The sequence below is a fragment of the Streptacidiphilus sp. EB103A genome (assembly GCF_041261405.1).
Classification (GTDB): Bacteria; Actinomycetota; Actinomycetes; order Streptomycetales; family Streptomycetaceae; genus Streptacidiphilus.
In genome coordinates, this window is record NZ_JBGCAQ010000020.1 from 44948 (window position 1) to 69519 (window position 24572).

Sequence of the window (24572 nt, forward strand, 5' to 3'; positions counted from 1 at the left end):
AGCACCGATTATGCGGCAGCGCTCAACCCAGCCGGGAGACGTCCCGGACCGCGCCCTTGTCCGCGCTGGTCGCCATCGCCGCGTAGGCCCGCAGCGCCGCCGAGATCTTGCGCTCGCGGTTCCTCGGCCGGTAGCCGGTCCCGGCCTCCAACGCGCTGCGGCGCTCGGCCAGGTCCTGCTCCGACACCTCCAGCTTGATCGAGCGCGCCGGGATGTCGATGGTGATCAGATCGCCGTCCTCGACCAGCGCGATGGTCCCGCCGGAGGCCGCCTCGGGCGAGACATGGCCGATCGACAGGCCCGAGGTGCCGCCGGAGAAGCGCCCGTCGGTGATCAGCGCGCAGGCCTTGCCCAGCCCGCGCCCCTTGAGGAAGGAGGTCGGGTAGAGCATCTCCTGCATACCGGGGCCGCCCTTGGGCCCCTCGTAGCGGATGACGACGACGTCGCCCTCCTTGACCCGCTTGGTGAGGATCGCGTCCACCGCGTCCTCCTGCGACTCGACCACCACGGCCGGGCCGGAGAAGCGCCAGATCGACTCGTCGACACCGGCGGTCTTCACCACGCAGCCGTCCACGGCCAGATTGCCGTAGAGGATGGCCAGGCCGCCCTCGGTGGAGTAGGCGTGCTCGATGTCGCGGATGCAGCCGCCGGCCGCGTCGGTGTCCAGCGTGTCCCAGCGCTCGGACTGCGAGAAGGCGCTGGCGGAGCGCACGCACCCGGGCGCGGCGTGGAACAGCTCCACGGCCTCCGGGGAGGGCGAGCCGCCGCGGATGTCCCACTGCTTCAGCCAGTCCGCCATCGAGGCGCTGTGCACGGTGTGCACGTCCTCGTTCAGCAGTCCGCCCCGGTACAGCTCGCCGAGGATGGCCGGGATGCCGCCCGCGCGGTGCACGTCCTCCATGTAGTACGAGCCGTTGGGCGCGACCTTGGACAGGCAGGGCAGCCGGCGCGACAGCGCGTCGATGTCGGCCATGTCGAAGTCCAGGCCGGCCTCCTGGGCCGCGGCCAGCAGGTGCAGGATCGTGTTGGTGGACCCGCCCATGGCGATGTCCAGGGCGACCGCGTTCTCGAACGCGGCCCGGGAGGCCACGCTGCGCGGCAGCACCGAGTCGTCGTTCTGGTGGTAGTAGCGGTTGGTGATCTCGACGACCGTCCGGCCGGCGTCCTCGTACAGCGCCTTGCGGGCCGTGTGGGTGGCCAGGACGGAGCCGTTGCCGGGCAGGGCCAGGCCGATCGCCTCGGCCAGGCAGTTCATCGAGTTGGCGGTGAACATCCCCGAGCACGACCCGCAGGTCGGACAGGCGTTCTCCTCGATCCGGGCGATGTCCTCGTCCGAGACGTTCTCGTTGACCGCGTCCGAGATGGCGTTGACCAGGTCCAGCTTGCGGACGGTGCCGTCGACCAGGGTCGCCTTGCCGGCCTCCATCGGGCCGCCGGAGACGAACACCACCGGGATGTTCAGCCGCAGCGCGGCCATCAGCATGCCCGGGGTGATCTTGTCGCAGTTGGAGATGCAGATCAGCGCGTCGGCGCAGTGCGCCTCGACCATGTACTCGACCGAGTCGGCGATCAGGTCGCGGGAGGGCAGCGAGTACAGCATCCCGGCGTGGCCCATCGCGATGCCGTCGTCCACGGCGATCGTGTTGAACTCGCGGGGGATCCCGCCGGCCTGCTTGATCGCCTCGGAGACGATCCGCCCGACCGGCTGGAGGTGGGTGTGCCCGGGCACGAACTCGGTGAAGCTGTTCGCCACCGCGATGATCGGCTTGCCGAAGTCCTCGCGGGCTACCCCGGCGGCCCGGAGGAGGGCGCGGGCGCCGGCCATGTTGCGACCGTGGGTAACCGTACGAGACCTCAGCTCGGGCACTGTGCTCATCTCCTGCATCCGTCGTTGTGACAAACGAGCCTACGCTTGCTGCCCGCGCCTCGGACACGCTGTCCGGAATGCGGTACGCCACATGGAGCCGGGAGCGCACCGCGAAGCCCCCGGGTCAGTGCCGTACCGCCCTGGCCGCGGCCAGGTGGAGCCGGGTGAAGGCCAGGGCCTCGGCCAGGTCGGCCTCGCGTTCGACCGGGCCGGGCGAGCGGCGGGTGTTGACCTCCAGGACCACATGTCCGTCGAAGCCCCGGCGGGCGAGTCCCTCCAGGAGTTCCGCGCAGGGCTGGGTGCCGCGCCCGGGGATCAGGTGCTCGTCCTTGGCGGAGCCGGAGCCGTCGGCGAGGTGGACATGGGCGAGGCGGTCGCCCATCCGGCCGACCATCGCCAGGGCGTCGGTGCGGGAGGTGGCGACATGGGAGAGGTCGACGGTGAAGTGGCGGTAGTCCTCGGTGGTGGGGTCCCAGTCCGGCGCGTAGGCGGCGACCTCGCGGTCCCGGTAGCGCCAGGGATACATGTTCTCCACCGCGAAACGGACGTCGGTCTCGTCCGCCATCCGCCAGACCCCCTGCACGAAGTCCCGGGCGTACTGCCGCTGCCAGCGGAACGGCGGGTGCACCACGACCGTGGACGCCCCGAGCTTCTCGGCCGCCGCCCTGGCCCGGACCAGCTTGGCCCACGGGTCGGTGCCCCAGACCCGCTGGGTGATCAGCAGGCAGGGCGCGTGCACGGCCAGGATCGGGACGGCGTGGTAGTCGGAGAGTCGGCGCAGCGCCTCGATGTCCTGGCTGACCGGATCGGTCCACACCATCACCTCGACGCCGTCGTAGCCGAGCCGCCCGGCGATCTCGAAGGCGGCGGCGGTGTTCTCTGGGTAGACGGACGCGGTGGACAGCGCGACCTTGGCGTCCGGGACCACTATCGGGGCACCGAGAGCACGGGCGGACGGGGGCACGGCGAGGGCGCGGGGGGTGACCGTCAGCCCCGGCGCGGACGTCGCTGACGTCGCTGACGTCGCGGCCTTGGCGGACTTGGTGGCCTTCGCGGACTTGGCGGCCGCCTTCTTGGCGACGGCCTTCTTCCCGGCGCCCGCGGCCTGTTTCACGGCGGCCCGCTTGACCGCCACGGCCTTCTTCACGGCGCCGGCCTTTTTCACGGTTCCGGGCTGCTTCACGGCGCCGGCCTGCTTCGCCCTGGTGGCCTTGGCCGCTGCGGGCTGTTCCGGCGTCGGGGTGTCGTCCGTTGGTTCCGCCACGGGAGACAGAGTATGCGCGTCCGCCGCCGGAGGGGACAGCGCCTCACCACTCGCGACATGTTCCGGACAGGTGTACGAAGCATCCGCGCGGGCCGGGCCTGTCGGCACCCCCGTCCGCCGGTCGTTACTGCTCGCCGGACATCTGGTCCAGCCTCCGCAGGATCAGCCCCTCGCGCAGCGCCCAGGGGCAGATGTCCAGTTCGTCCACCCCGAACAGGTCCATCGCACCGTCCGCCACCAGCGCCCCGGCCAGCAGCTGCCGGGCCCGACCCTCGGAGACGCCGGGGAGCAGCGCCCGCTGCCCCGCGGTCATCGCCGCCAGCCGCGGCACCCAGGCGGACAGCGAGCCCCGGGTGAGCTTGCGCGGCAGGTAGGGGCCGTCGGCCTCGCGGGCCGCGCCGGTGATCCTGGCCAGCTGCTTGAAGGTCTTGGAGGTCCCCACGAAGCGGTCCGGCGCGCCCAGCCGAACCACCTCGGCCACCGTCCTGGCGATCTCGGCGCGCACATGGCGGCGCAGCTTCCGTACGTCCTCGGCCTCCGGCGGGTCCCCGGGCAGCCACCCGGCGGTGAGCCGGCCCGCGCCGAGCGGCAGCGAGACGGCCGCGTCCGGCTGCTGGTCCAGGCCGCAGGCGATTTCCAGCGAGCCGCCGCCGATGTCCAGCAGCAGCAGCCGTCCCGCCGACCAGCCGTACCAGCGGCGGGCGGCCAGGAAAGTCAGCCGGGCCTCGTCGCCGCCGGACAGCACCTGCAGTTCGACGCCGGTCTCCCGCTGGACCCGCTTGAGCACCTCCTCGCCGTTGACGGCCTCGCGGACGGCGGAGGTGGCGAACGGCAGGACCTCCTCGACGCCCTTGTCCTCGGCGACCCGCATCGAGGAGGCGACCATCTCCACCAACCGCTCGACGCCCAGCTCGCCGATCGCGCCGTCGGCGTCGAGCAGCTCGGCGAGCCGGAGTTCGATCTTGTGCGAGTAGGCGGGCAGCGGAGCAGCACCGGGGTGCGCGTCCACCACCAGGAAGTGGACGGTGTTTGATCCCACGTCGAGTACGCCGAGTCGCATAAAGCGCCACGGTACGCGACCGCGGGAGGCCCATCATCCCGGGGCGGTCTGCCGTCCCGGAGCAGGCGGCGGCCACCGGCTCCGGCCAGGAACGGCCGGGCTGCCCGGTACGTTCACCGGTGGACCGGTCCGTCCCCCGAGGAGATCCGCTGTGGCCCTGCAACTCCAGATCGTCGGCAACGCCATGCAGATGGCCGTCGTCCAGCTCCAGCCGGGGCAGACGGTCTACTGCGAAGCCGGGAAGTTCCTGTTCAAGACCGTGAACGTGAGCATGGACACCCGGATCTCCGCCCCGAACGGCAACCAGCAGGGCGGCGGCCAGGGCGGGGGCGGCGGCATGGGCGGCATGCTGCGCCAGGCCATGGGCACCGCGATGCAGGCCGGCCAGCGGATGCTGGCGGGCGAGAGCATCGCGTTCCAGTACTTCACCGCCCAGGGCGGCGAGGGCACGCTGGGCTTCGCCGGGACGCTGCCCGGCGAGATGCGGGCGCTGGAGATCACCCCGGGGCGGTCCTGGCTGGCCGAGAAGGACGCCTTCGTCGCCGCCGAGTCGGGAGTGAACTTCGGCATCGCCTTCTCCGGGCTGCGCACCGGGATGTCCGGCGGCGAGGGCTTCATCCTGGAGAAGTTCACCGGCCAGGGCACCGTGATCATCGCCGGCGCCGGCAACTTCATCGACCTGGACCTGTCCGACTTCGGCGGCAAGCTGCAGGTCGACACGGGCTGCATCGTCGCCTTCGAGGAGGGTGTGCGCTACGGGGTGGAGCGGGTGGGCCGGATGAACCGACAGGGCGTCATGAACGCGATGTTCGGCGGCGAGGGGCTGTCGCTGGCCACCCTGGAGGGCAACGGGAAGGTGATCCTGCAGTCGATGACGCTGGAGGGCCTGGCCAACGCGCTGCGGAAGGCCCAGGGCGGGGACAAGCAGGGCGCCACCGGCGGCCTGTTCTCGACCAGGGTGGAGTAGCAGGCCGGGGAGCGACAGGGGCCGCGCTCACCCGCCCGGCCGCAGGCCGTAGCGGCTGGAGCAGCACCGAAGCCGTAGGGTGGCCGGGTGCCAGCCGTAGACGTGACAATCACCGATCGCAAGGCAGTCGAGAAGGCTGCGAAGAAGGCCGCGGCAGCGGCGCGCAAGCGCGAGGTCCCGCTGGACTTCGCCCGCGCCTGGGTCGAGTTCGCCGACCCCGAGGACGCCGAGCAGGTCTTCCGCTGCGACCTGACCTGGCTGACCTCCCGGTGGACCTGCATCTTCGGCCGGGGCTGCCACGGCATCCGGCCCGGTCGGGCCAGTGACGGCTGCTGCACCCTCGGGGCGCACTGGTCCGACGACGACGACCGGAAGCGGGTCCTCGGACACGCGGCCCGGCTCACCCCCGAGACCTGGCAGTTCCACGGCAAGGGCACCGGCCCCAAGGGCATCAGCGAGCCCGACGAGGACGGCGACCTGCGCACCCGCCGGGTGGACGGCGCCTGCATCTTCCTCAACCGCCCCGGCTTCCCCGGCGGCGAGGGCTGCTCGCTGCACACCCTGGCGCTCAGCGAGGGCAAGGAGCCGCTGGAGACCAAGCCCGACGTCTGCTGGCAGCTCCCGGTGCGCCGCACCTACGACTGGATCGACCGGCCGGACGACACCCGCTACCTCCAAGTCACCATCGGCGAGTACGACCGCAGGGGCTGGGGTCCCGGCGGCCACGACCTCCAGTGGTGGTGCACCGGCAGCCCGGACGCCCATGTCGGCGCCGATCCCGTCTATGTCAGCTACCGGCCCGAACTGATCGAGCTGATGGGCGCGGGCGGCTACGCCGTCCTGGCAGAGCTGTGCGAACGCCGCCTGGCCGCGCCCGGCGACCCGGTCGCGCCGCACCCGGCGGACGCGCCCCAGGGCTGACCCGACGTCAGCCGCTCGGCGAGGGCGAGGCGGTGCCCGAGGCGGACGCCGAGGGGGAGGTGCTCGCGGACGGTGACGCGGTCGCGGACGGCGAGGCCGAGGCCGTCGGTGGGTCGCTGGGCGGCGCCGAACTGGGCGACGCGGAGCTCGCGGGCGGCGTGGTCCGTGGCGGGCCGGCCGGCGAGGTGGGCGGCGCCGGGGTCGGCGCACCGCCGGGGGGCGGGCCGGCGCTGCTCCCGGCCGTCGGCGGCGGCATGCCCCGGCGACCGCCGCCGGAGGGTCCGGCGCCCGGACCGTGCAGGGTCACCACCGAGCCGGAGGGCGTGATCCAGACGAACGCCGTCCACGGGCCCTCCGGCAGCGCGGACCGGTCCACTGTGATCACCAGGGTGAGCCGCTCCCCCGGCTGGAGCGTCCCGCTGTCCCGGCTCAGTCGCAGCCACGTCGCCACGGTGGACGCCTGCCAGGCCACCGGCGTACCACCGCTGTTGACCAGGGTGACGACGGTACGGCCGCCCAACTCGCCTGCGCTGACCTCCAGCCGCACCGGTGGCGGCGCCAGCGGGCCGCCCCCCTGGGGCGACACGACCGCGGGGAATCCGGGCGGTGCGGGCAGCGCGCTGTCGGCGACCGCGACCGACAGGCTGGCCTGCCGCGCCTGCGGCAGCGCCGACGAGCCCACCGCGGCGCCGGTCGACGCCGACGTCGCTGCTGACGGACCGTCGGCCGCGACCGCAGCCGGATCCACCCGTACCGAGGAGACCGGGTCCTCCGGCAGGTTCGCCCCCTGATGCGTCGCCCACAGCGCCACCACCGGGGCGGCGACCACCAGGGCGATCACCGATCCGGCCACCGTGCGCTGCCGCAGCATCCCGGCCCGCTCGGCCGCGGCGCTGCGGTGGATCGGGAAACCGCGCCGGTCGAAGCGCAGCTCACGCCGGTCGGGAGGCGCGCCGGCGCCGGCCGCCCCGGTCGCGGCGCCGGCGCCGACGCCGACGCCCAGACCCAGTGAGGCGAAGAAGCGATCGCCGGCGGACGCCTTGCGGGCCTCCCGCGGCGCCTCCACCAGCGCCAGCGCGCCCGGTGCGCGGAACGTCCCCGGCCAGGGCCCGGCCGCGGCAGCCCGCTCGGCCGTACCCCGGCAGGTCGGACATTCGTCCACATGGTTCACCAGCTCGCCGCGCAGGGCCGCGCTCAGCACCGCGCCGCGCCCCCGGCCCAGCACCGACAGCTCCGGGCAGTCCGCCGCCGCCAGCACGGCCAGCGCCGCCGCCGTGCGCTCCAGCTCGCAGACCGCCTGCGCCAGCAGCACCCCCGCCTGGTCGGCGCGCAGGTCGAGGACGGCCGCGAGCTCGGCGGTGTCCAGGCCGTGCCGCCCGACCAGCTCCAGCGCCTCCCGCTGGGCCGGCGCCACCCCGGCCGCCTCCGGCCAGGCCAGCAGTTCGAGCCGGGCGTGCTCGGCGCTGTGCCGCCCCAGCGGACGGCGCGTCAGAGCCCGGATCGGCTCGGCCTCCATCCGCACCAGGCAGACGTGCCGGGCCAGCGCGTAGAGCCAGGCGCGCAGCTCCTCCGGGCGGCGCAGCCGGCGCCGGTGCCGCGCGGAGAGCTGCCGCAGCTCGCGCACGGCCGCGACCGCCTCCTCCTGATCGCAGAGCACCGACAGGCAGTAGGTGAACAGCGCGTCGCCGAACTCCTCCCACCCCTCCTCCAGGGCGCGGGCGCCGGTCGCCCGCGCTCCCGCCTCCGCCGATCGGACACGGGACCGCGGTACGGCTCTGGCCTGCGAGTCGGTGGTCACTCCACCGACGGTAGGCCGCACCCGCACAGTCGGTGGGCGGATGACTCCGAGATAGCCCTTTCGGGTGACCGTCGCTCTCCCGCGTGAACGAGGCGCGATGACCGGGCCCCGGCCGGATTGTCGGTAGCGCGCTGTAGCGTTCACGGCATGGCAGCCCGAACCACCTCAACGAAGGCCCCGCGCTCCTCGTACCGCTGTACCGAATGCGGCAACACCCCGCCCAAATGGACCGGCCGCTGCACCGAGTGCAATGCCTGGGGGACCATCGAGGAGTACGGCGCCCCCGCCGTCCGCACCACCGCCGCGGGCCCGGTGAGCACGGCCGCGCGCCCGATCGGGCAGGTGGACGCCACGGTGGCCGCCTCCCGAGCCACCGGCATCGCCGAGCTGGACCGGGTGCTCGGCGGCGGCCTGGTCCCGGGCGCGGTCGCGCTGCTCGCGGGAGAACCCGGCGTCGGCAAGTCCACGCTGCTGCTGGACGTCGCCGCCAAGGCGGCCAGTGACGCGCACCGCACCCTCTACATCACCGCCGAGGAGTCGACCAGCCAGGTCCGGCTGCGCGCCGACCGGATCGGCGCGCTCTCCCCGCACCTCTACCTCGCCGCCGAGACCGACCTCGCGGCCGTCCTCGGCCATATCGAACAGGTCCAGCCCTCGCTGCTGATCCTGGACTCGGTGCAGACCGTCGCCTCGGCCCAGCTGGAGAGCGCCCCGGGCGGACCCGCGCAGATCCGCGAGGTCACCGCCGCCCTGATCCGGGTGTCCAAGGCCCGTGCCATGTCCACCCTGCTGGTCGGCCATGTCACCAAGGACGGCTCGATCGCCGGACCCCGGCTGCTGGAGCACCTGGTGGACGTGGTGCTGCACTTCGAGGGCGACCGCCATGCCCGGCTGCGGATCATCCGCGGCGTCAAGAACCGCTACGGCGCGACCGACGAGGTCGGCTGCTTCGAACTGCACGACGCCGGGATCTCCGGCGTGGCCGACCCGTCCGGGCTGTTCCTGACCAAGCGGGACAAGCCGGTGCCCGGGACCTGTCTGACCGTCACCCTGGAGGGCCGCCGCCCGCTGGTCGCCGAGGTGCAGGCGCTGATGGTGGACTCGCAGATCCCCTCCCCCCGGCGGACCACCTCCGGGCTCGAGTCCCCGCGGATCGCCATGGTGCTGGCCGTGGTCGAACGGCACGGCGGGGTACGGCTGGGCAAACTCGACATCTACACGGCGACGGTGGGCGGGGTGAAGCTCACCGAACCGGCGGCGGACCTGGCCATCGCGCTCTCGGTGGCCAGCTCGGCGGCGGACACCCCGCTGCCGGCCAACCTGGTCGCCATCGGCGAGGTCGGCCTGGCCGGGGAGGTGCGGCGGGTGACCGGCGTCGAACGCCGCCTCACCGAAGCGGCCCGACTGGGGTTCACGCACGCGCTGGTTCCGCCGGACCCGGGGAAGGTCCCCAAGGGCATGCGGGTCACCGAGGTCGCGACCATTGGTGAAGCTTTGGCCGCGATTCCCGGCCGCCGTAAAGTTGCACGTCCCGCGGAGGCCGCTACGCAGTAGCCGGTTGCCGTTCGCGCAGTTCCCGCGCCCCTGAGCATGTGCAACTGGGCCAGTTGCAGCCGCTTGGGGGCGCGGGGAACTGCGCGACAAGCCACCCCCGAGGTAGAGCCCCTGCAGGCCCGCGACTACCGCTCACCGAGGCCCCACGTCAATAACCCGGCACCGCCGCCCGTGGCCGACGGTAAACTCATGAGCGCACACCGCACCCCACCGGAGGAGTCGTCCCGTGGCAGCCAACGACCGGGCGGATCGCTCCTCCCGCGAGGAGGCCCTTCTGCGGGCCTCACTGAGCGCCGTAGCACCAGGCACGCCCCTGCGCGACGGCCTGGAGCGCGTACTGCGCGGCCGTACGGGCGGGTTGATCGTCGTCGGCTTCGACAAGACCGTCGAGGCCCTCAGCACCGGCGGATTCGTCCTCGACGTGGAGTTCTCGGCGACCCGGCTGCGCGAGCTCTGCAAGCTCGACGGCGCCGTCGTCCTGGACAAGGACATCACCAGGATCGTCCGGGCCGGAGTACAGCTCGTCCCGGACGCCAACATCCCCACCGAGGAGACCGGCACCCGGCACCGCACCGCCGAGCGGGTCAACAAGCAGACCGGTTATCCGGTGGTCTCGGTCAGCCAGTCGATGCGGCTGATCGCGCTCTATGTGAACGGCGTGCGCCGGGTCATCGAGGACTCCGCCGCGATCCTCTCCCGCGCCAACCAGGCCCTGGCCACCCTGGAGCGCTACAAGCTGCGCCTGGACGAGGTCGCCGGCACCCTCTCCGCGCTGGAGATCGAGGACCTGGTGACGGTCCGTGATGTGACCGCGGTCGCACAGCGGCTGGAGATGGTCCGCCTGATCAACCGTGAGATCGCCGGCTATGTGATCGAGCTGGGCACCGACGGCCGACTGCTGTCGCTCCAGCTGGACGAGCTGATCGCCGGGGTCGAGCCGGAGCGCGAACTGGTCGCCCGCGACTACTTCCCGGAGCGCGCGGCCAAGCGCGGCCGCACCGTCCAGGACGTCCTGACCGACCTGGAGGGGCTGACCCACGGCGATCTGCTGGACCTGCAGACGGTCGCCAAGGCGCTCGGGTACCCGGGCACCCCGGAGGCCCTGGACGCCGCCGTCAGCCCGCGCGGCTACCGGCTGCTGGCGAAGGTGCCGCGGCTGCCCAACACGGTCATCGAGCGCCTGGTGGAGCACTTCGGCGGGCTGCAGAAGCTGCTCGCCGCCAGCATCGACGACCTGCAGACCGTCGAGGGGGTCGGCGAGTCGCGGGCCCGCTCGGTGCGCGAGGGGCTGTCCCGGCTCGCCGAGTCCTCGATCCTGGAGCGCTACGTCTGACGGATCCGGCGACCGGTCCGGCCGCGCCGGGTCCGTCAGCTGCCGAACGGAGCCAGCTTGAACTGGTGCGAGGGCTGCACCGTCACGCCCGCGATCCCGACCCGGGCGACGTACGTCCCCGCGCCCACGGCGCCACCGCCGCCGCCCGGGGTGCAGCCCGGGGTCGAGGTGATCCTGGACCACTGGAACTCCGCGTCGACCGGGGTGGTCGAGGCCGGCACGGCGTACCACTGGGACGAGGCGTCGCGGGGGCAGTCGCCCGAGGACCAGACGTGGCTGTTGCCGGCGCTGCTGACGGTGAGCACGGCCGACTTGGCGCCGAGGTCGACCCGGCAGGCCGCGCCGCTGGTGTTGCTGATGGCGAGCTGGAAGGTCGGCCACTGCGAGGAGTTGTAGGACTGCTCGGTGCTGGTCAGCGACAGCTCCACGTCGGCCGCGGCGCACACCGGCAGGTTCATCGTGCCGCCGGAGTTCGGCGGGGTGGTGCTCCCGCTGGTGCCGGTGGTGCTGCTGCCACCCGTCGAGCCGCTGCCGGAGCCGCTGCTCCCGCTCGTGGTGCTGCTGCCGCCCGAGGCGCCGCCGGTGACGGTCACCACCGTCCCGCCGTTGGTCCCGGCCGGGGCGCTCGACGACGCGCTGCCGGACGGGTTGGGGCTCTTGCTCCCGCCGCTGCCGGAGCTGGTGCCGCCGCCCGAGGCGGTCCCGTCGTTGGAGCCGCCGGTCCCGGTCGGCCCGGGTGTGATCGACGTCACGGGATGCGAGGAGGCCGTCCCGGCCGCCGCGGGTTTCTTCCCGCCCCCGCCGGGCAGCAACAGCCACAGCAGGAGTACCAGTACCCCCAGGGCGACGAGGAGCACGATCAGGCGCCGTCGCCAGTAGATGGAGGACGGCAGCGGTCCGACGGGATTGCGCAGAGAGGGCACGAGCAAACCTTACGAGAGATCAACCCCCGCTCAGAGCAACACCGCCGTACCTGGGGCCCCTTCTTTCACATCATCGTCCTGATGGTCCGTTCGGATGGTTTCGCACCACCGTTCCGGTTACTTCCCGGTGACCCGGTGTGTGCGAGGATCGACGGCGCTATGACAGAGACTCTTGACCTCCACCGTGCCGTCCTCCACGAAGCCGTCCTCGGCTGGTACGCCGAGCATGCCCGCGAGCTCCCCTGGCGGGAGCCGTCCGCCGGGCCCTGGGCGGTGATGGTCAGTGAGTTCATGCTGCAGCAGACCCCGGTGAAGCGGGTGCTGCCCATGTACCAGGCCTGGATGGAGCGTTGGCCGACCCCGGCCGACCTCGCCGCGGCGCCCGCCGGAGAGGCGGTACGGGCCTGGGGACGCCTCGGCTACCCGCGCCGGGCGCTGCGGCTGCATGCGGCGGCGACCGCGATCACCGAGCAGCACGGCGGGGAGGTCCCGGTCGACCACGCGGCGCTGCTGGCCCTGCCCGGCGTCGGCGAGTACACCGCCGCAGCGGTGGCCTCGTTCGCCCACCGGCAGCGGCACGCGGTGCTGGACACCAATGTCCGCCGGGTGTTCGCGCGGCTGGTGGACGGCCGCGAGTACCCGCCGACGGCGACGACGGCCGCGGAGCGGCGCATCGCGACGGAGCTGCTGCCGGAGGACCCGGAGACCGCGGCGACCTGGGCGGTCGCGGTGATGGAGCTGGGCGCGCTGGTGTGCACCGCGCGGACGCCCTCGTGCGGGGGGTGCCCGGTGGCACGGGAGTGCGCGTGGCGCGGGGCGGGATACCCCGCGCACGACGGGCCGCCACGGAAGGGGCAGACGTACGCGGGGACCGACCGTCAGGTGCGGGGCAAGCTGCTCGCGGTGCTGCGGGAGGCCCATGGGGAGGTCCCGCAGGACGCGTTGGACGCCGTCTGGGGGGATTCTGTGCAGCGGGGGCGGGCACTTGACGGGCTGGTGGCTGACGGGTTGGTGGAGCCGGTCGCACCGGGGGTGTATCGGCTGCCTGGTTGAGCGCCCTGCCTTTGCGGGTGGCTTGTCGCGCAGTTCCCCGCGCCCCTGAGCATCTGCAACTGACTCAGTTGCAACCCGCTGGGGGCGCGGGGAACTGCGCGACAAGCCACCTACGGTCCGCAGCCAAAGAACCTGCCTCAGACCTCAACCGCGACCTGGGGTTCAGCCTCCGAAGGTTTGGGCGTGGCCCTCAACGGGACCTCCTTCAGGAAGAACGCGATGGCGATGCCCGCCGCGCTGATGAGCGCGCCCCACAGGAAGATGCTGTGCACCCCGTTCGCGACCGCGTGGTCGTACGCCTCCCGCACCGGGGTCGGCAGGTGGGTCAGCATCCCCGGGGTGAGCTGGGCGTGGCCCGCGATCGCCTTGCCGCCGCTCGCGCCGAGCCGCTCGGTCATGGTGTGGGTGACCCGTGAGCTGAACAGCGCGCCGAACAGGGAGACGCCGAAGGAGCCGCCGATGGTGCGGAAGAAGGTGGAGCTGCTGGACGCGACGCCGATGTCCCGCAGCGCCACGCTGTTCTGCGCCACCAGCATGGTGAGCTGCATGAGGAAGCCCAGCCCGGCGCCCAGCACCACCATGAACAGGCCGGAGGTGAACCGACTGGTGCCGGTGTCCAGCAGGGACAGCAGCAGCATCCCGGCGGTCATCACCAGGGATCCGACCACCGGGTAGATCTTGTACCGCCCGGTGCGGGTGACGGCCTGTCCGACGACCAGGGAGACGACCAGCACCCCCAGCATCATCGGCATCAGCAGCAGCCCGGAGTTGGTGGCCGAGGCGCCCTGCACGCTCTGCTGGTAGAGCGGCAGGAAGGTGATCGCACCGAACATGACGAAGCCGACCACGAAGCCCAGACCGCAGATCAGGCTGAAGTTGCGGCTGCGGAACAGGTGCAGCGGCAGCACCGGCTCCTCGCCGCGCTGCGCCACCCGCTGCTCGACCCGTACGAATCCGGCGAGCGAGACCGCCGCCAGCGCCAGCATCCCGGCGACCTGCCAGGAGCCCCAGGCGTAGCTCTGGCCGCCCCAGGTGGTGACCAGGACCAACGCCACGATGCCCACCGTCAGCAGCCCCGCGCCCAGGTAGTCGATCCGGGCGGTCGAGCGGACCTGCGGCAGGTGCAGGGTGACCGCGATGACGATCAGGGCGAGGGCGCCCAGCGGCAGGTTGATGTAGAAGATCCAGTGCCAGCTGAGGTGGTCGGTGATGGTGCCGCCGACCAGGGGTCCGCCGATCATCGCGACGGCCATCACGGCCGCGAACATGCCCTGGTACTTGCCGCGTTCGCGGGGCGGCACCAGCGCGCCCATGATCGACATGACCCCGACGATCAGGCCGCCGGCGCCCAGGCCCTGCAGCGCCCGGAAGATGATCAGTTCGTTCATGTTCTGGGAGAGCCCGGACAGCGCGGACCCGGCCAGGAAGATCACGATCGAGGCCATGAAGATGCCCTTGCGGCCGTAGAGGTCGCCGAGCTTGCCCCAGATGGGGGTGGAGGCCGTGGTCGCCAGGATGTAGGAGGTGACCACCCAGGAGAGGTGGTTGACGCCGCCGAGGTCGCCGACGATGGTCGGCATCGCGGTGCCGACGATCATGTTGTCGAGCATCGCCAGCAGCATCGCGATCAGCAGTCCGCTGAGCACGATCCGGATCTCCCGCGGGGAGCGGATGATCTGCGCGTCCGGATCGGGGGCCGCGCCGCCGTCGGCCGCCTCCCCCTGCTGCGGAATCTGGTCCTGGGCCATCCCTCTGCCTCCCCGTACACGGACTTACCTGCCGACCGGCTAGTACCCTCGACAGCGGCACGGTAAGCTCACTTGGTGGGGGCCGTCAACCCACTTTTCGCCATCCCTGGCGGGACCTGCGCGAACGGCCGCTAACCTACGCGCAGAAGTGTGCGGCACCCCTCTCACCGGACAGGCAATCAGGCGGAGCGATGACCACCCAGACACCTCGCGGGGACACCCGGGCGCGCATCCTCGACATCGCCCTGGAACTGTTCGCCGAGCACGGGTACGACAAGACCTCCCTGCGCGAGATCGCCGACCGCCTGGGCGTCACCAAGGCAGCGCTGTACTACCACTTCCGGACCAAGGAGGACATCCTCGCCGGGATCGTGGACACCATGAGCGCGCCCATCGAGGAGGCCATCGCCTGGGGCCGGGAGCAGCCGTACAGCCCGGCCCTGCGGGACGAGATCGTGCGCCGCTTCGCCGAGGGCATGCAGTCGCGGCAGCCGCTGCTGCGGTTCTTCCACGAGAACCAGCCCACCATCCGCGAGCTGAAGGTGGGGGGCCGCTTCAAGGACCTGATGTTCGCGCTCACCAAGCTGATGCTCGGCCCCGACCCGACCTTCGAGGACCGGGTGCGCGCCTCGATCTCGCTGATGACCGTCAACGTCGCCCAGTTCATCGGCGAGGCCTGCGTCAGTGACCCCGAGGCGTCGGTCGGGCTGCCGGACGCGGAGGGCCGACGGGAGGTCGCCCTGCGGGTGGCCCTGGACATCGCCGAGGGGATCGGCGGGCCCGGCCCGCGCTGAGCGCTGCTCAGAAGTCGGTGACGCCCTTGCCCCGCAGGTAGGCCAGCGGATCGATGTCCGCGCCGTAGTGGTCGGCGGTACGGATCTCGAAGTGCAGATGCGGTCCGGTGGAGTTGCCGGTGTCGCCGGACCGGGCCACCCGCTGGCCGGCCCGCACCTGCTGACCTGCCGTCACATCGAAGGCCGACAGGTGCGCGTAGAGGGCGTAGCGGCCGTCGGGGAGCTCGACGACCACGGTGTTGCCGTAGCAGGTCTGCCGCTCCGCCGAGACCACGGTGCCGTCGCCGACCGCGAGCACGTCGGTGCCGGCGTCGACGGCGAAGTCGGTGCCGGTGTGGTAGCCGGCGGCGTACTCGCTGTTCACCACGCCGTACGCCTCGCTCATCGGCGCGCCCGGGACGGGGGCCGACCACTGGGCCCGCGTGGGGACAGTGGCCCGCCTGGCAGCGGCTGCGGCTTGCACAGCCGGCGCGGGCGCCTGTTGTGCGGCGTCCGCGCTGCCGCCCGACACCACCGGGGCGACCTCCGGGCTGCCCGTCGCGGCCGCCATCGCCGGCAGGCCGATCGTGGCGAAGGCCAGCGCTCCGGTCGCAGCCAGTGCCATCAGGGCCGTACGACGGTGGGCATGCCGTCGGCGACAGCCGTGCCTAGCATGGGCGCTGTACATCAGGGGTTCGACCTCGTCCTGCTCTCGGGCTGCTTCAGTAGGAGATTAGGGGACTATGGCCGTAAAACTGTGAATCGCCACTGATGCCGTTGATGCCGCGTGTGCCCCGATACGTCTGCGGCCACTGCTCCATGCCGGGCCACCCGGCGGCCACCGTGAGAAGGACCACAGACCCCCGGGGCCCCGTATCGCCCGTACCCGGGCTGTGCCAGTCTCGGTGCCCTGATCCGGCACCGTGCACCTGCTCCCTCCCCTCGAACAGGAGCGACACCGTGACCCTCCAGCTCAAGCCCGGGACTTCCTGGGACGACACCTACGCCCGCTGCCTGGCCGCCGCGCCCGAGGCGTTCACCCCCGACCGGCTGCTGAACCTGGTCCGCGGCGACTGGCACGCCACCGGCAGTCCTGGCGAGCACAGCACGCCGCTGGACGGCACCCCGATCCCCGGGCCGCCGAGGATCGGCGCCGAGGAGGCGGCGGCCGCCGTCGACTTCGCCGTCACCGAGCACCGCGGCTGGTCGGCGACGCCCCTGGACGAGCGCAAGGCCCGGGTCCTGGCCGCCGTCGAGGCCCTGGCCGGCCAACGGGACCTGCTGGCCATGCTGCTGGTCTGGGAGATCGGCAAGCCCTGGCGGCTGGCCTGCGCCGATGTGGACCGCGCCCTGGACGGGGTGCGCTGGTACCTGGAGAACATCGACCGCCAGCTCGGCTCGCGGACCGCGCTGCCAGGGCCGGTCTCCAACATCGCCAGCTGGAACTACCCGATGAGCGTCCAGGTGCACGCCGAACTGGTGCAGTTGCTGGCCGGCAACGCGGTGATCGCCAAGACCCCGTCGCAGGGCGGCTTCCACTGCCTCACGCTGGCGCACGCGCTGATGCGCCGCGCCGGGCTTCCGGTCACCCTGCTCTCCGGCATGGGCTCGCAGATCGCCGACTCGCTGATCCGCTCCCCCGGCCTGGGCGCACTCGCCTTCGTCGGCGGACGGGCCAACGGACGCCGGGCCGCGACCTCGCTCGCTGATCTGAACCGCCGTCACTTCCTGGAGCAGGAGGGCCTCAACACCTGGGGCGTCTGGGACTACAGCGACTGGCCGACGCTGGCCGCGCATCTGCGCAAGGGCTTCGAGTACGCCAAGCAGCGCTGCACCGCCTATCCGCGCTACGTGGTGCAGCGCCGGCTCTTCCCGGCGTTCCTGGAGACCTATCTGGCCGTCCTCGGCAATCTGCGCTTCGGGCACCCGCTGGCCGTCGCCGATCCCGAGGCGCCGCTGCCGGAGCTGGACTTCGGCCCGGTGATCCACGCCGCCAAGGCCGCCGAGCTGGTCCGGCACTTCGACGACGCGGTGATCGCCCGCGCCGTCCCGCTGCACCGGGGCACCCTCGCCGACGGCAGCTTCCTGCCCGGCCAGGACACCGGCGCCTACATCGCCCCGGCCAGCGTGCTGGACCCGCCGCCCAACTGGGCGCTGCACCACTCCGAGCCGTTCGGGCCGCTGGACTCGGTGGTCCTGGTGGACACCGAGTCGGAACTGCTCGCCGCCATGAACGCGGGCAACGGCTCGCTGGTGGCCAGCATCGCCACCGACGACCCCGACTTCGCCGCCAGGATCGCGCCGGACCTGCTGGCCTTCAAGGTCGGCATCAACCAGCCCCGCTCGCGCGGGGACCGCGAGGAGGTCTTCGGCGGCCTGGGCGCGTCCTGGAAGGGTGCCTTCGTCGGCGGGGACCTGCTGGTCCAGGCGGTCAGCCACGGCCCCGAGGGCGAGGACGAGAAGCTCTACGGAAACTTCCCGGGCTACTCCCTCTACCCGACCCGCTGACCCCCGTCCGGTTCTTTGACCCAGCCGGTTCACTCGGACCGTTGACCCGCCGGTAACTTCGTGTGACGCTCCTTCATGTGCCCTGCACCACCCGCGCAACGCACACGACGAGGAGCGCCTCGATGTCGACCCACCCCCTCTACACGGTCCCGGTCACCGAAGGAACCTGGACCGTCCCGGCCACCGGATCGGCCCGCTTCAACTGGGAGTACGACGACGGCCGGGAGCGGCTGCTGGCGCTCTACCAGAAGGGCAAGGACAAGCAGTGGGACGCGGTCAAGCGCATCGACTGGTCCCTGGAGGTGGACCCCTACGACCCGCTGGGGCTGCCGGACGAGGCCATGGCCATCCACGGCACCCCGTACTGGGCCAAGTTCAGCTCCAAGGAGCGCGCCGACCTGCGCCGGCACTACGCCTCCTGGCAGTTCAGCCAGTTCCTGCACGGTGAGCAGGGCGCCATGGTGTGTGCTGCGCGCATAGTCGAGTCCGTCCCGGACCTGGACGCCAAGTTCTACTCGGCGACCCAGACCATGGACGAGGCCCGCCATGCGGAGCTGTACTCCCGGTTCCTGCACGAGAAGATGGGGATGCTCTACCCGATCAACGACAACCTGCAGGCGCTGCTGGGCGACACCCTGCGCGACTCCCGCTGGGACATGCCCTACCTCGGCATGCAGGTGCTGATCGAGGGCCTGGCGCTGGCCGCGTTCGGGCTGCTGCGGGACACCACCACCAAGCCGCTGCCCAAGCAGCTGCTGGCCTATGTGATGCAGGACGAGGCCCGGCACGTGGCGTTCGGGCGGATGGCACTGCGCGACTACTACGCCGGCCTCTCCGCCGCGGAGCTCGCCGAGCGCGAGGAGTTCGTGATCGAGGGCTGCTACCTGATGCGGGACCGGCTGCGCGGGGTGGAGGTGCTGACCAACTTCGGCATCCCGCTGAAGGACGCCGAGGAGATCAGCGAGCAGAGCGAGTACCTGCAGTTCTTCCGCAAGCTGCTGTTCTCCCGGATCGTGCCCTGCGTCAAGGACATCGGGCTGTGGGGGCCGAAGCTGCAGCAGGCGTACGTCGACATGGGCGTCCTCGAACTGGGCGACTCCAACCTCGACCTGCTGATGCGTCAGGACGAGGAGATAGCGGAGCAGCTGGACGCCGAGCGGTTCGCCGCCGAGGAGGCGGCCCGGGTGGCGGAGGTCGAGGAGGCCATCGCCGAAGGCGCCGTCGAGGGCGCCGCCAGCGCCTCCTGACTGATCATCAGACCGGAACGGAGTTATCCACAGGGCAGATGTGCGGAGTCGGCCCGGGCACGGCAGGCTCGGGCCATGACCCATTCCGCAGCAGTATCCGCACACCGCACCGTCGAGGTCCTCGCCCGCCGTCAGGGCGGCGTCGTGCTGGCGCGCCAGGCCCTGGAGGCCGGGCTGCCGCGCGACCAGATCCGCGTCCTGGTCCGCCAGGGCCGCTGGGCCGCGATGCACCACGGGGTGTACCTGACCACCCCGCCCACGGCGCGCGGCCCGGGCGGCCGACCACCGCTGCTGGCCCGGGCCTGGGCGGCCCATCTGCGCTGCGGTCCCAGCAGCGTGATCGGCCTCGGCACGGCGGCCCGACTGCTGCGGCTGCGCGGGCTCGCGACTGAACCGCCCCATGTCGACGTCTATCTGCCGCGCGGCCGTCATCCCAGGCCCGATCTGCGGCTGCGGCTGCACCTGGCGGCGCTGGGGCCGGGCGAGGTGGTCCGCCGCCGCGGCCTGCCGCTGACCTCGGTCGCGCGCACCGTGGCCGACCTGCTGCTGCGGCTACCGGAGGACCAGGGGCTCAGCCTGCTGGACTCGGCCCTGCACCAGGGCCTGCTGGTCGACCTCAGCGCCGTCGACCGCGCCCTGCGCTACCGGCCCCGGGCCGATCCGGCCCGGTCTCTGCTGCCCCTCGCGGACGGACGGGCTGCGGACCCGCTGGAGTCCGCCGTCCGGCTGGACTGCGTCCGCGGCGGGGTCGCCCCGGACCAGCTCCAGGTGGCGCGCTCGGCCTTCTGCTGGCACCGCGGCCTGCGCCGCCCACTGCTGGGCGAGACCTGCGGCCGACGCGAGGGCCCGGCCCGCTCGCACCGCAACGGCCAGCCGCTGCTCCGCTTCACCTGGGCCGACGTCGCCGAACCGGGGGGCGCGGCCGCACTGGTGCGGTCGGCGCTGGACGAGCTACGGCTCAGCCGAGGCCCTGGCCCTGGCCCTGGCCCTCCGGAGCCTCCGGGCCTTGCTGAGCGTCCTGAGCCGCGGCTGCCGCCGCCGCGGCCATACCCCGACCGAACCAGCCTGCCAGCGCAGCGGTCAGCAGATCAGCCACGATCGTCAGCACCCTGGACACCAGGGCCACCGCCGTGGCCCGACCCTCGTCCATGACCGGCGACAGCATTGCGATCAGGATGAACTCGCGCACCCCGGCCCCGGCCGGGTCGATCACGATCAGGAAGCCGACGCTCCAGGCGAAGGCGAAGCCGCCGATGGAGGGGGCGAGCGCCTTCAGGGCGGGGGCGCCCATGCTCACCGCCAGGATCCAGATCTGCAGCCCGACCAACGCCCAGTACAGCAGGGACCAGGCCAGCGAGAGGCCGATCGCACGGCCGGAGACCCGGTGTTCCAGGGCCGGCCGACGGGCCAGCCTGAGCAGCCGCTCCAGCAGCGGGTTGAGCAGCCGGGGGTGCAGCACCGCGAGGATCACCGGGACCGCGAGGAACGCCCAGCCGTAGCGGCCGATCGCACCGCCCTGCAGAAAGGGGAGCGCACAGACCGTGCAGAGCAGCCCGCTGACCAGCGCGACCAGCATCGCGAGCGCGGCAGCGCTCGCCGAGCGGCGCGGCGGGATCCGGTACGCCCGGCCCAGGTCCATCTGCGCCACCACGGACCACACCGAACCCGGGAGGTACTTGCCGAGCTGCCCGACGAAGAACACCTGCGCGGCTCCGCGCAGCGGCGGCCTGGAGCCGAAGCCGGCCAGCAGTACCCTCCATGCCTGCATGGAGGTCAGCGCCGCCAGCAGCAAGGCGACCAGGGCCCCGGCCACGCCCGCCCAGCCCAGATCCCAGAGCCCGGACCTGACCTGGCTCCACTGGGAGACCAGCGCGTAGCACCCGAGCCCGACCGCGGCCAGCACGAAGACCACCCGCACGACCCGGCCCAGCGGCCCCTTGCTCATGAGGCCGCGCAGGCGGCCGATCCGGGTCGGCCCGGCCTGGGGCGCCGGGGCTGGAGGCTGCTGAGGAACATCCTGCTCGGCTTGGTTGACTGCGGGGTCGGGCATGCGGGGAGCATAAGCCCCTCGGGCGGAACCAGGCCAAGCCGCCCATGCCCGCGCCGCCCCCGTTCACCCGGCGGACACCCGCTTGTCCCCGGTCAGGCGTCAGCGCCCGCGCCGTCGCCGAGCCGGGCCCGTACGACCAATCCAGTGCCCTTGTCGGGGAACGCCCGTTGCAGCAGCCGGAACGGGTCGGTGCCCAGCCGAATGGCGGCGCCGCGCAGCCGACCGCTCGGCTGGAACAGCCGGCCGGAGCCGGCCGTGCGCTCCTCGATCGATGTGTCCGCCGCGCTGCGCGCCAGCCGACGCCGCCCGATCGCGTTCCGTACGCCCTCCAGGACGAAGCCCAGACCGGCGCCGCAGTGCAGGACCTCGACATCCTCGAAGCCGGCGTCGTGCAGCAGTTCCGTCAGGCCCTGCGGGTCGTAGCGGCGGAAGTGCCCTACCAGCTCGTCCCACGGGCCGAACCGGCTCTGGTAGGCGGGCACCGACAGCAGCAGCCAGCCTCCTGGCTTCACCTTCGCGGCGAACTCCGCCAGTGCGGCCCGGTCGTCCTCCAGGTGCTCCAGCACCTCGAAGGCGCACACCAGGTCGAACCGCCGGTCGCCCAGCTCCTTGGCCATCACGTTCTTCACCTCGCCCCGGCCGACCGCGGCCACGCGGCCGCTGGCCACGCTGTACGAGGTCTCATCCGGCTCGATGCCGAGGTAGTCGTCGTAGCGCAGTGCCAGCCGCGCTCCCACGGCTCCCTGCCCGCAGCCGATCTCCAGGACGTCGGTCACCCCGTCGGGCAGCAGTCGGGAGATGGCGTCGAACCTCAGCCAGGTATTCGGCATCAGCGGTGCCACCGCGTCCATGACCGGCGCCGAACCGGCATGGTCCGTCATCCTGGCGTCCATAGGTACCCCTAAGTGCGATGACATGCATTTTCACTATGACGGCGGTTACTTTAGCTGGTTTGCCTTCACCGCAACGAGATCCGCTTTCTGTGTGTTCACCGGATGTTCGCCGAACTTCTCGGGCTCCTCGCGGCCGGCACGGCGCGGTGCCCTACTGTTCGTCCCATGCGCGTACTGGTCTTCGGCACCTACGACACGTCCGCTCACCCCCGGGTCGGCATCATCGCCGACGGGCTGCGCGCCCACGGGATGGACGTCCGGGAATGCAACGTCCCGCTGGGGCTGGACACCGCGGGGCGGGTGGCCATGCTGGCCCAGCCGTGGCGGGTGCCGCTGCTGCTGCTGCGCCTGGCCGGGCGCTGGTGGCAGCTGGCCCGGGCGGCCCGGCGGATGCCGCGGCCCGACGTGGTCCTGGTCGGCTACCTCGGCCACTTCGACGTGCGGCTGGCCCGGCTGCTGTTCCGGCGGACGCCGATCGTGCTGGACCACCTGATCAGCGCCAGCGACACGGCCAGGGACCGCAGGCTGTCCTCCGGCGGCGTCAAGCAGATGCTGCTGCGGGCGATCGACGCGGGTGCGCTGCGGGCCGCCTCGGTGGTCGTGGTGGACACCGAGGAGCACCGCGCGGCGCTGCCGGAGTCGGCCAGGGAGCGCGCGGTCGTGGTCCCGGTCGGCGCACCCGACCACTGGTTCGAGGCCGGCGCCGCGGCTGCGGCGGCCCGCACCTCCGCAGACGCCGTTTCGGCCCCGCTGAGCGTGGTCTTCTACGGTCTGTTCACCCCGCTGCAGGGCGCGCCCGTCATCACCGCGGCGATGGCCGCCCTGGACGGCGTGGCCGTCGAGCTGACGATGATCGGACGGGGCCAGGATTCGGAGGCGGCCAGGAGCGCAGCCCCGACCGACGGGTCCGTCCGCTGGCTGGACTGGGTGCCCGCGGCCGAGCTCCCCGCCGTGGTGGCCGGTCACGACGTCTGCCTGGGCATCTTCGGCACCGGGCCCAAGGCCCTGCGGGTGGTCCCCAACAAGGTCTTCCAGGGGGCTGCCGCGGGCTGTGCCCTGATCACCTCCGACACCGGGCCGCAGCGGCGCGAGCTGGGCGACGCGGCGGTACTGGTACCGCCCGGCGACCCGGAGGCGCTGGCCGCGGCGCTGCGGAAACTCGCCGAGGACCGGGGCGAGCTCGACCGGATGAAGCAGGCGGCCCGCGCGGCGGCGGAGGACCGCTTCGGTCCCGCGGAAGTGGTTCAGCCCCTGGTGAGCCTGCTCACCAGGGGCTGAAGGAGAAGCCTTCGGTCGACCAGTCAGGTCGACCGGTCGGTCAGTCCTGCCGGGACCGCACGATCAGGTCGGCCAGCAGCGCCAGCGAGGCGATCAGCAGGCCCGTGATGAAGATCAGCACGGTGTTCACGGCGAACCGCACCGGGTGCGTCACCATGTCGAAGACGCCCTTGGCGATGCCGATGCCGATCAGCCACAGGGCGAGCGGCATGAGCACCTTGAGCGGGTTGAAGTACATGACCATGCGCAGGACCTGAAGGATGTACCGGTAGGCATCCTTGACGAACCGAAACTTGGACTTACCCGCCCTTTTGGCGTAGTCGATCGGCAAGTAGCTGATGTCGTGCTGATTCGACAGGAAAGCGAGGGTGATCGTGGTGACGCAGGAGAATCCCGGCGGAAGCAGCCGAAGATACGGAAGCGCAATGTCCCGTCGCATTGCCCGCAACCCGGAGTTCAGGTCCGGGATACGTTGGCCCGCCAGTTTCTCTGCGATCTTCCTGACAACCCATTTGGCGGGAACCCGGAGGATTTTGTGCGAGCCCTCCTCGGTGGTGCGGGCGCCGACGACCTGGTCGATGCTGCGGTCCTCGTCGAGCAGCCGGACCAGCTCCGGGATCCGCTCGTTGGGGTAGGTCATGTCCGCGTCGGTCCAGACCACGATCTCGCCCCGGGCCATCTGCGAGCCGATCCTGCGCACGGTGCCGGCCCCGCCGTTGCGGCGGAAGGCGATCGCGCGCAGATGCGGAAACTCCAGCTCAGCTTCCTGGATGACCTTGAGAGTGCCGTCCGTGGAGGCGTCGTCGACGGCCAGCAGCTCGTAGCTGTAGCCCGACTCGTCCATGGCCTTGGTGATCCGCTGCAGCTCCAGAAGAAGATGGTCCTCCTCGTTGTAGCAGGGGAGGACGATGGAGACATGCGGTGTGTCGGCCTGATCGGCCGCGGCCGCCGCGGCGTCGGCTTCCTTGAGCGGCCGGGCGGGATCGGTGAGCATCACGCTGGGTATTCCTCTCGGGAGCCCCCGGCCGGGTAACGCTCGGAGGCGAATCTTGAAGTGCTGTCATCCCCCCGCACAGCAGCCCATACGTTATCCAGGGGCACAGGGTTTTGGCTATCCTCTCATTTTCCCGGGATGATCGGCCCCGGGACGTCCGGGGACGGAACGCGGGGCTCCCAGGATGTTCGCAGGAACCTGGGAGCCGCAATCCGTGCGGCTTCGCCGAACAGCACCCCTCCCGGGCGACCCGCACGCACCTCCCCTACGCTCACACTGACTGTCCGGAGCCGGCACCGCCGGCATCCTCCTCGCCGCGACGCACCTGCCTGGGACAACAA

At 72.1% G+C, this 24572-nt stretch carries 19 protein-coding genes and 1 pseudogene; 10 read left to right on the forward strand and 10 right to left on the reverse strand.

Annotated features, from left to right (window positions below; translation table 11 throughout):
- Positions 1–22 precede the first annotated feature (22 nt).
- The 3 genes from ilvD to ABH941_RS29955 form a co-directional block, all read right to left on the reverse strand.
- Positions 23–1867, reverse strand: coding sequence for a dihydroxy-acid dehydratase (ilvD, locus tag ABH941_RS29945; protein WP_370132823.1), 1845 nt, complete (start codon positions 1865–1867; stop codon positions 23–25).
- A 124-nt stretch (positions 1868–1991) separates the two neighbouring features.
- On the reverse strand, positions 1992–2798 hold the full coding sequence (locus ABH941_RS29950) for a sugar phosphate isomerase/epimerase family protein (protein WP_370132824.1): 807 nt from the start codon (positions 2796–2798) through the stop codon (positions 1992–1994).
- A gap of 457 nt (positions 2799–3255) precedes the next feature.
- A complete protein-coding gene (locus ABH941_RS29955; RefSeq protein ID WP_370132699.1) occupies positions 3256–4191 on the reverse strand; it encodes a Ppx/GppA family phosphatase in 936 nt (311 codons plus the stop codon).
- Between the two features lie 151 nt (positions 4192–4342).
- On the opposite strand from ABH941_RS29955, the gene ABH941_RS29960 reads away from it, so the two are divergent.
- Complete coding sequence (locus ABH941_RS29960; RefSeq protein WP_370132700.1) at positions 4343–5158, forward strand: AIM24 family protein; 816 nt, start codon at positions 4343–4345, stop codon at positions 5156–5158.
- 102 nt (positions 5159–5260) lie between these two features.
- Positions 5261–6079, forward strand: coding sequence for a hypothetical protein (locus ABH941_RS29965; protein ID WP_370132701.1), 819 nt, complete (start codon positions 5261–5263; stop codon positions 6077–6079).
- A gap of 7 nt (positions 6080–6086) precedes the next feature.
- Here ABH941_RS29965 and ABH941_RS29970 read toward each other — a convergent pair whose 3' ends face one another.
- Positions 6087–7877, reverse strand: coding sequence for a hypothetical protein (locus tag ABH941_RS29970; RefSeq protein ID WP_370132702.1), 1791 nt, complete (start codon positions 7875–7877; stop codon positions 6087–6089).
- Positions 7878–8024: 147 nt separating this feature from the next.
- Between ABH941_RS29970 and radA the strand changes: the two genes are divergently transcribed.
- Together radA and disA are read left to right on the forward strand one after the other, a co-directional pair.
- A complete protein-coding gene (gene radA / locus ABH941_RS29975; protein ID WP_370132703.1) occupies positions 8025–9431 on the forward strand; it encodes a DNA repair protein RadA in 1407 nt (468 codons plus the stop codon).
- Positions 9432–9657: 226 nt separating this feature from the next.
- Positions 9658–10764, forward strand: a complete 1107-nt coding sequence (gene disA, locus ABH941_RS29980; protein WP_134003456.1) for a DNA integrity scanning diadenylate cyclase DisA — start codon at positions 9658–9660, stop codon at positions 10762–10764.
- Between the two features lie 35 nt (positions 10765–10799).
- On the opposite strand, the gene ABH941_RS29985 is transcribed toward disA, so the two are convergent.
- Positions 10800–11687: a hypothetical protein gene (locus ABH941_RS29985; protein ID WP_370132704.1), complete on the reverse strand. Its 888-nt coding sequence runs from the start codon at positions 11685–11687 to the stop codon at positions 10800–10802.
- Between the two features lie 159 nt (positions 11688–11846).
- On the opposite strand from ABH941_RS29985, the gene ABH941_RS29990 reads away from it, so the two are divergent.
- Positions 11847–12740: an A/G-specific adenine glycosylase gene (locus ABH941_RS29990; protein ID WP_370132705.1), complete on the forward strand. Its 894-nt coding sequence runs from the start codon at positions 11847–11849 to the stop codon at positions 12738–12740.
- Positions 12741–12877: 137 nt separating this feature from the next.
- On the opposite strand, the gene ABH941_RS29995 is transcribed toward ABH941_RS29990, so the two are convergent.
- Complete coding sequence (locus ABH941_RS29995; RefSeq protein ID WP_370132706.1) at positions 12878–14488, reverse strand: MDR family MFS transporter; 1611 nt, start codon at positions 14486–14488, stop codon at positions 12878–12880.
- Positions 14489–14679: 191 nt separating this feature from the next.
- On the opposite strand from ABH941_RS29995, the gene ABH941_RS30000 reads away from it, so the two are divergent.
- Complete coding sequence (locus ABH941_RS30000; protein WP_370132707.1) at positions 14680–15282, forward strand: TetR/AcrR family transcriptional regulator; 603 nt, start codon at positions 14680–14682, stop codon at positions 15280–15282.
- Between the two features lie 7 nt (positions 15283–15289).
- On the opposite strand, the gene ABH941_RS30005 is transcribed toward ABH941_RS30000, so the two are convergent.
- Positions 15290–15886 carry a M23 family metallopeptidase gene (locus ABH941_RS30005; RefSeq protein ID WP_370132708.1) on the reverse strand — a complete coding sequence of 199 codons (597 nt, stop codon included), beginning with the start codon at positions 15884–15886 and terminating at the stop codon, positions 15290–15292.
- Positions 15887–16221: 335 nt separating this feature from the next.
- Between ABH941_RS30005 and ABH941_RS30010 the strand changes: the two genes are divergently transcribed.
- From ABH941_RS30010 to ABH941_RS30020, 3 genes and pseudogenes are all read left to right on the forward strand, one after another.
- Positions 16222–17769: an aldehyde dehydrogenase family protein gene (locus ABH941_RS30010; protein ID WP_370132709.1), complete on the forward strand. Its 1548-nt coding sequence runs from the start codon at positions 16222–16224 to the stop codon at positions 17767–17769.
- 122 nt (positions 17770–17891) lie between these two features.
- Positions 17892–19016 carry a ferritin-like domain-containing protein gene (locus tag ABH941_RS30015; protein WP_370132710.1) on the forward strand — a complete coding sequence of 375 codons (1125 nt, stop codon included), beginning with the start codon at positions 17892–17894 and terminating at the stop codon, positions 19014–19016.
- A gap of 75 nt (positions 19017–19091) precedes the next feature.
- Positions 19092–19250, forward strand: a pseudogene (locus tag ABH941_RS30020) (type IV toxin-antitoxin system AbiEi family antitoxin domain-containing protein); the annotation flags it as partial.
- 724 nt (positions 19251–19974) lie between these two features.
- Here ABH941_RS30020 and ABH941_RS30025 read toward each other — a convergent pair.
- Entirely contained in the window at positions 19975–21066 is a 1092-nt protein-coding gene (locus ABH941_RS30025) for a lysylphosphatidylglycerol synthase domain-containing protein (RefSeq protein WP_370132711.1), read from the reverse strand.
- 92 nt (positions 21067–21158) lie between these two features.
- On the reverse strand, positions 21159–21947 hold the full coding sequence (locus ABH941_RS30030) for a class I SAM-dependent methyltransferase (protein ID WP_370132712.1): 789 nt from the start codon (positions 21945–21947) through the stop codon (positions 21159–21161).
- Positions 21948–22124: 177 nt separating this feature from the next.
- Between ABH941_RS30030 and ABH941_RS30035 the strand changes: the two genes are divergently transcribed.
- Positions 22125–23237 (forward strand): glycosyltransferase, encoded by a 1113-nt coding sequence (locus ABH941_RS30035; RefSeq protein WP_370132713.1) that lies wholly within the window; start codon positions 22125–22127, stop codon positions 23235–23237.
- 40 nt (positions 23238–23277) lie between these two features.
- On the opposite strand, the gene ABH941_RS30040 is transcribed toward ABH941_RS30035, so the two are convergent.
- Complete coding sequence (locus ABH941_RS30040) at positions 23278–24231, reverse strand: glycosyltransferase family 2 protein (protein WP_134006115.1); 954 nt, start codon at positions 24229–24231, stop codon at positions 23278–23280.
- Positions 24232–24572: the final 341 nt, after the last annotated feature.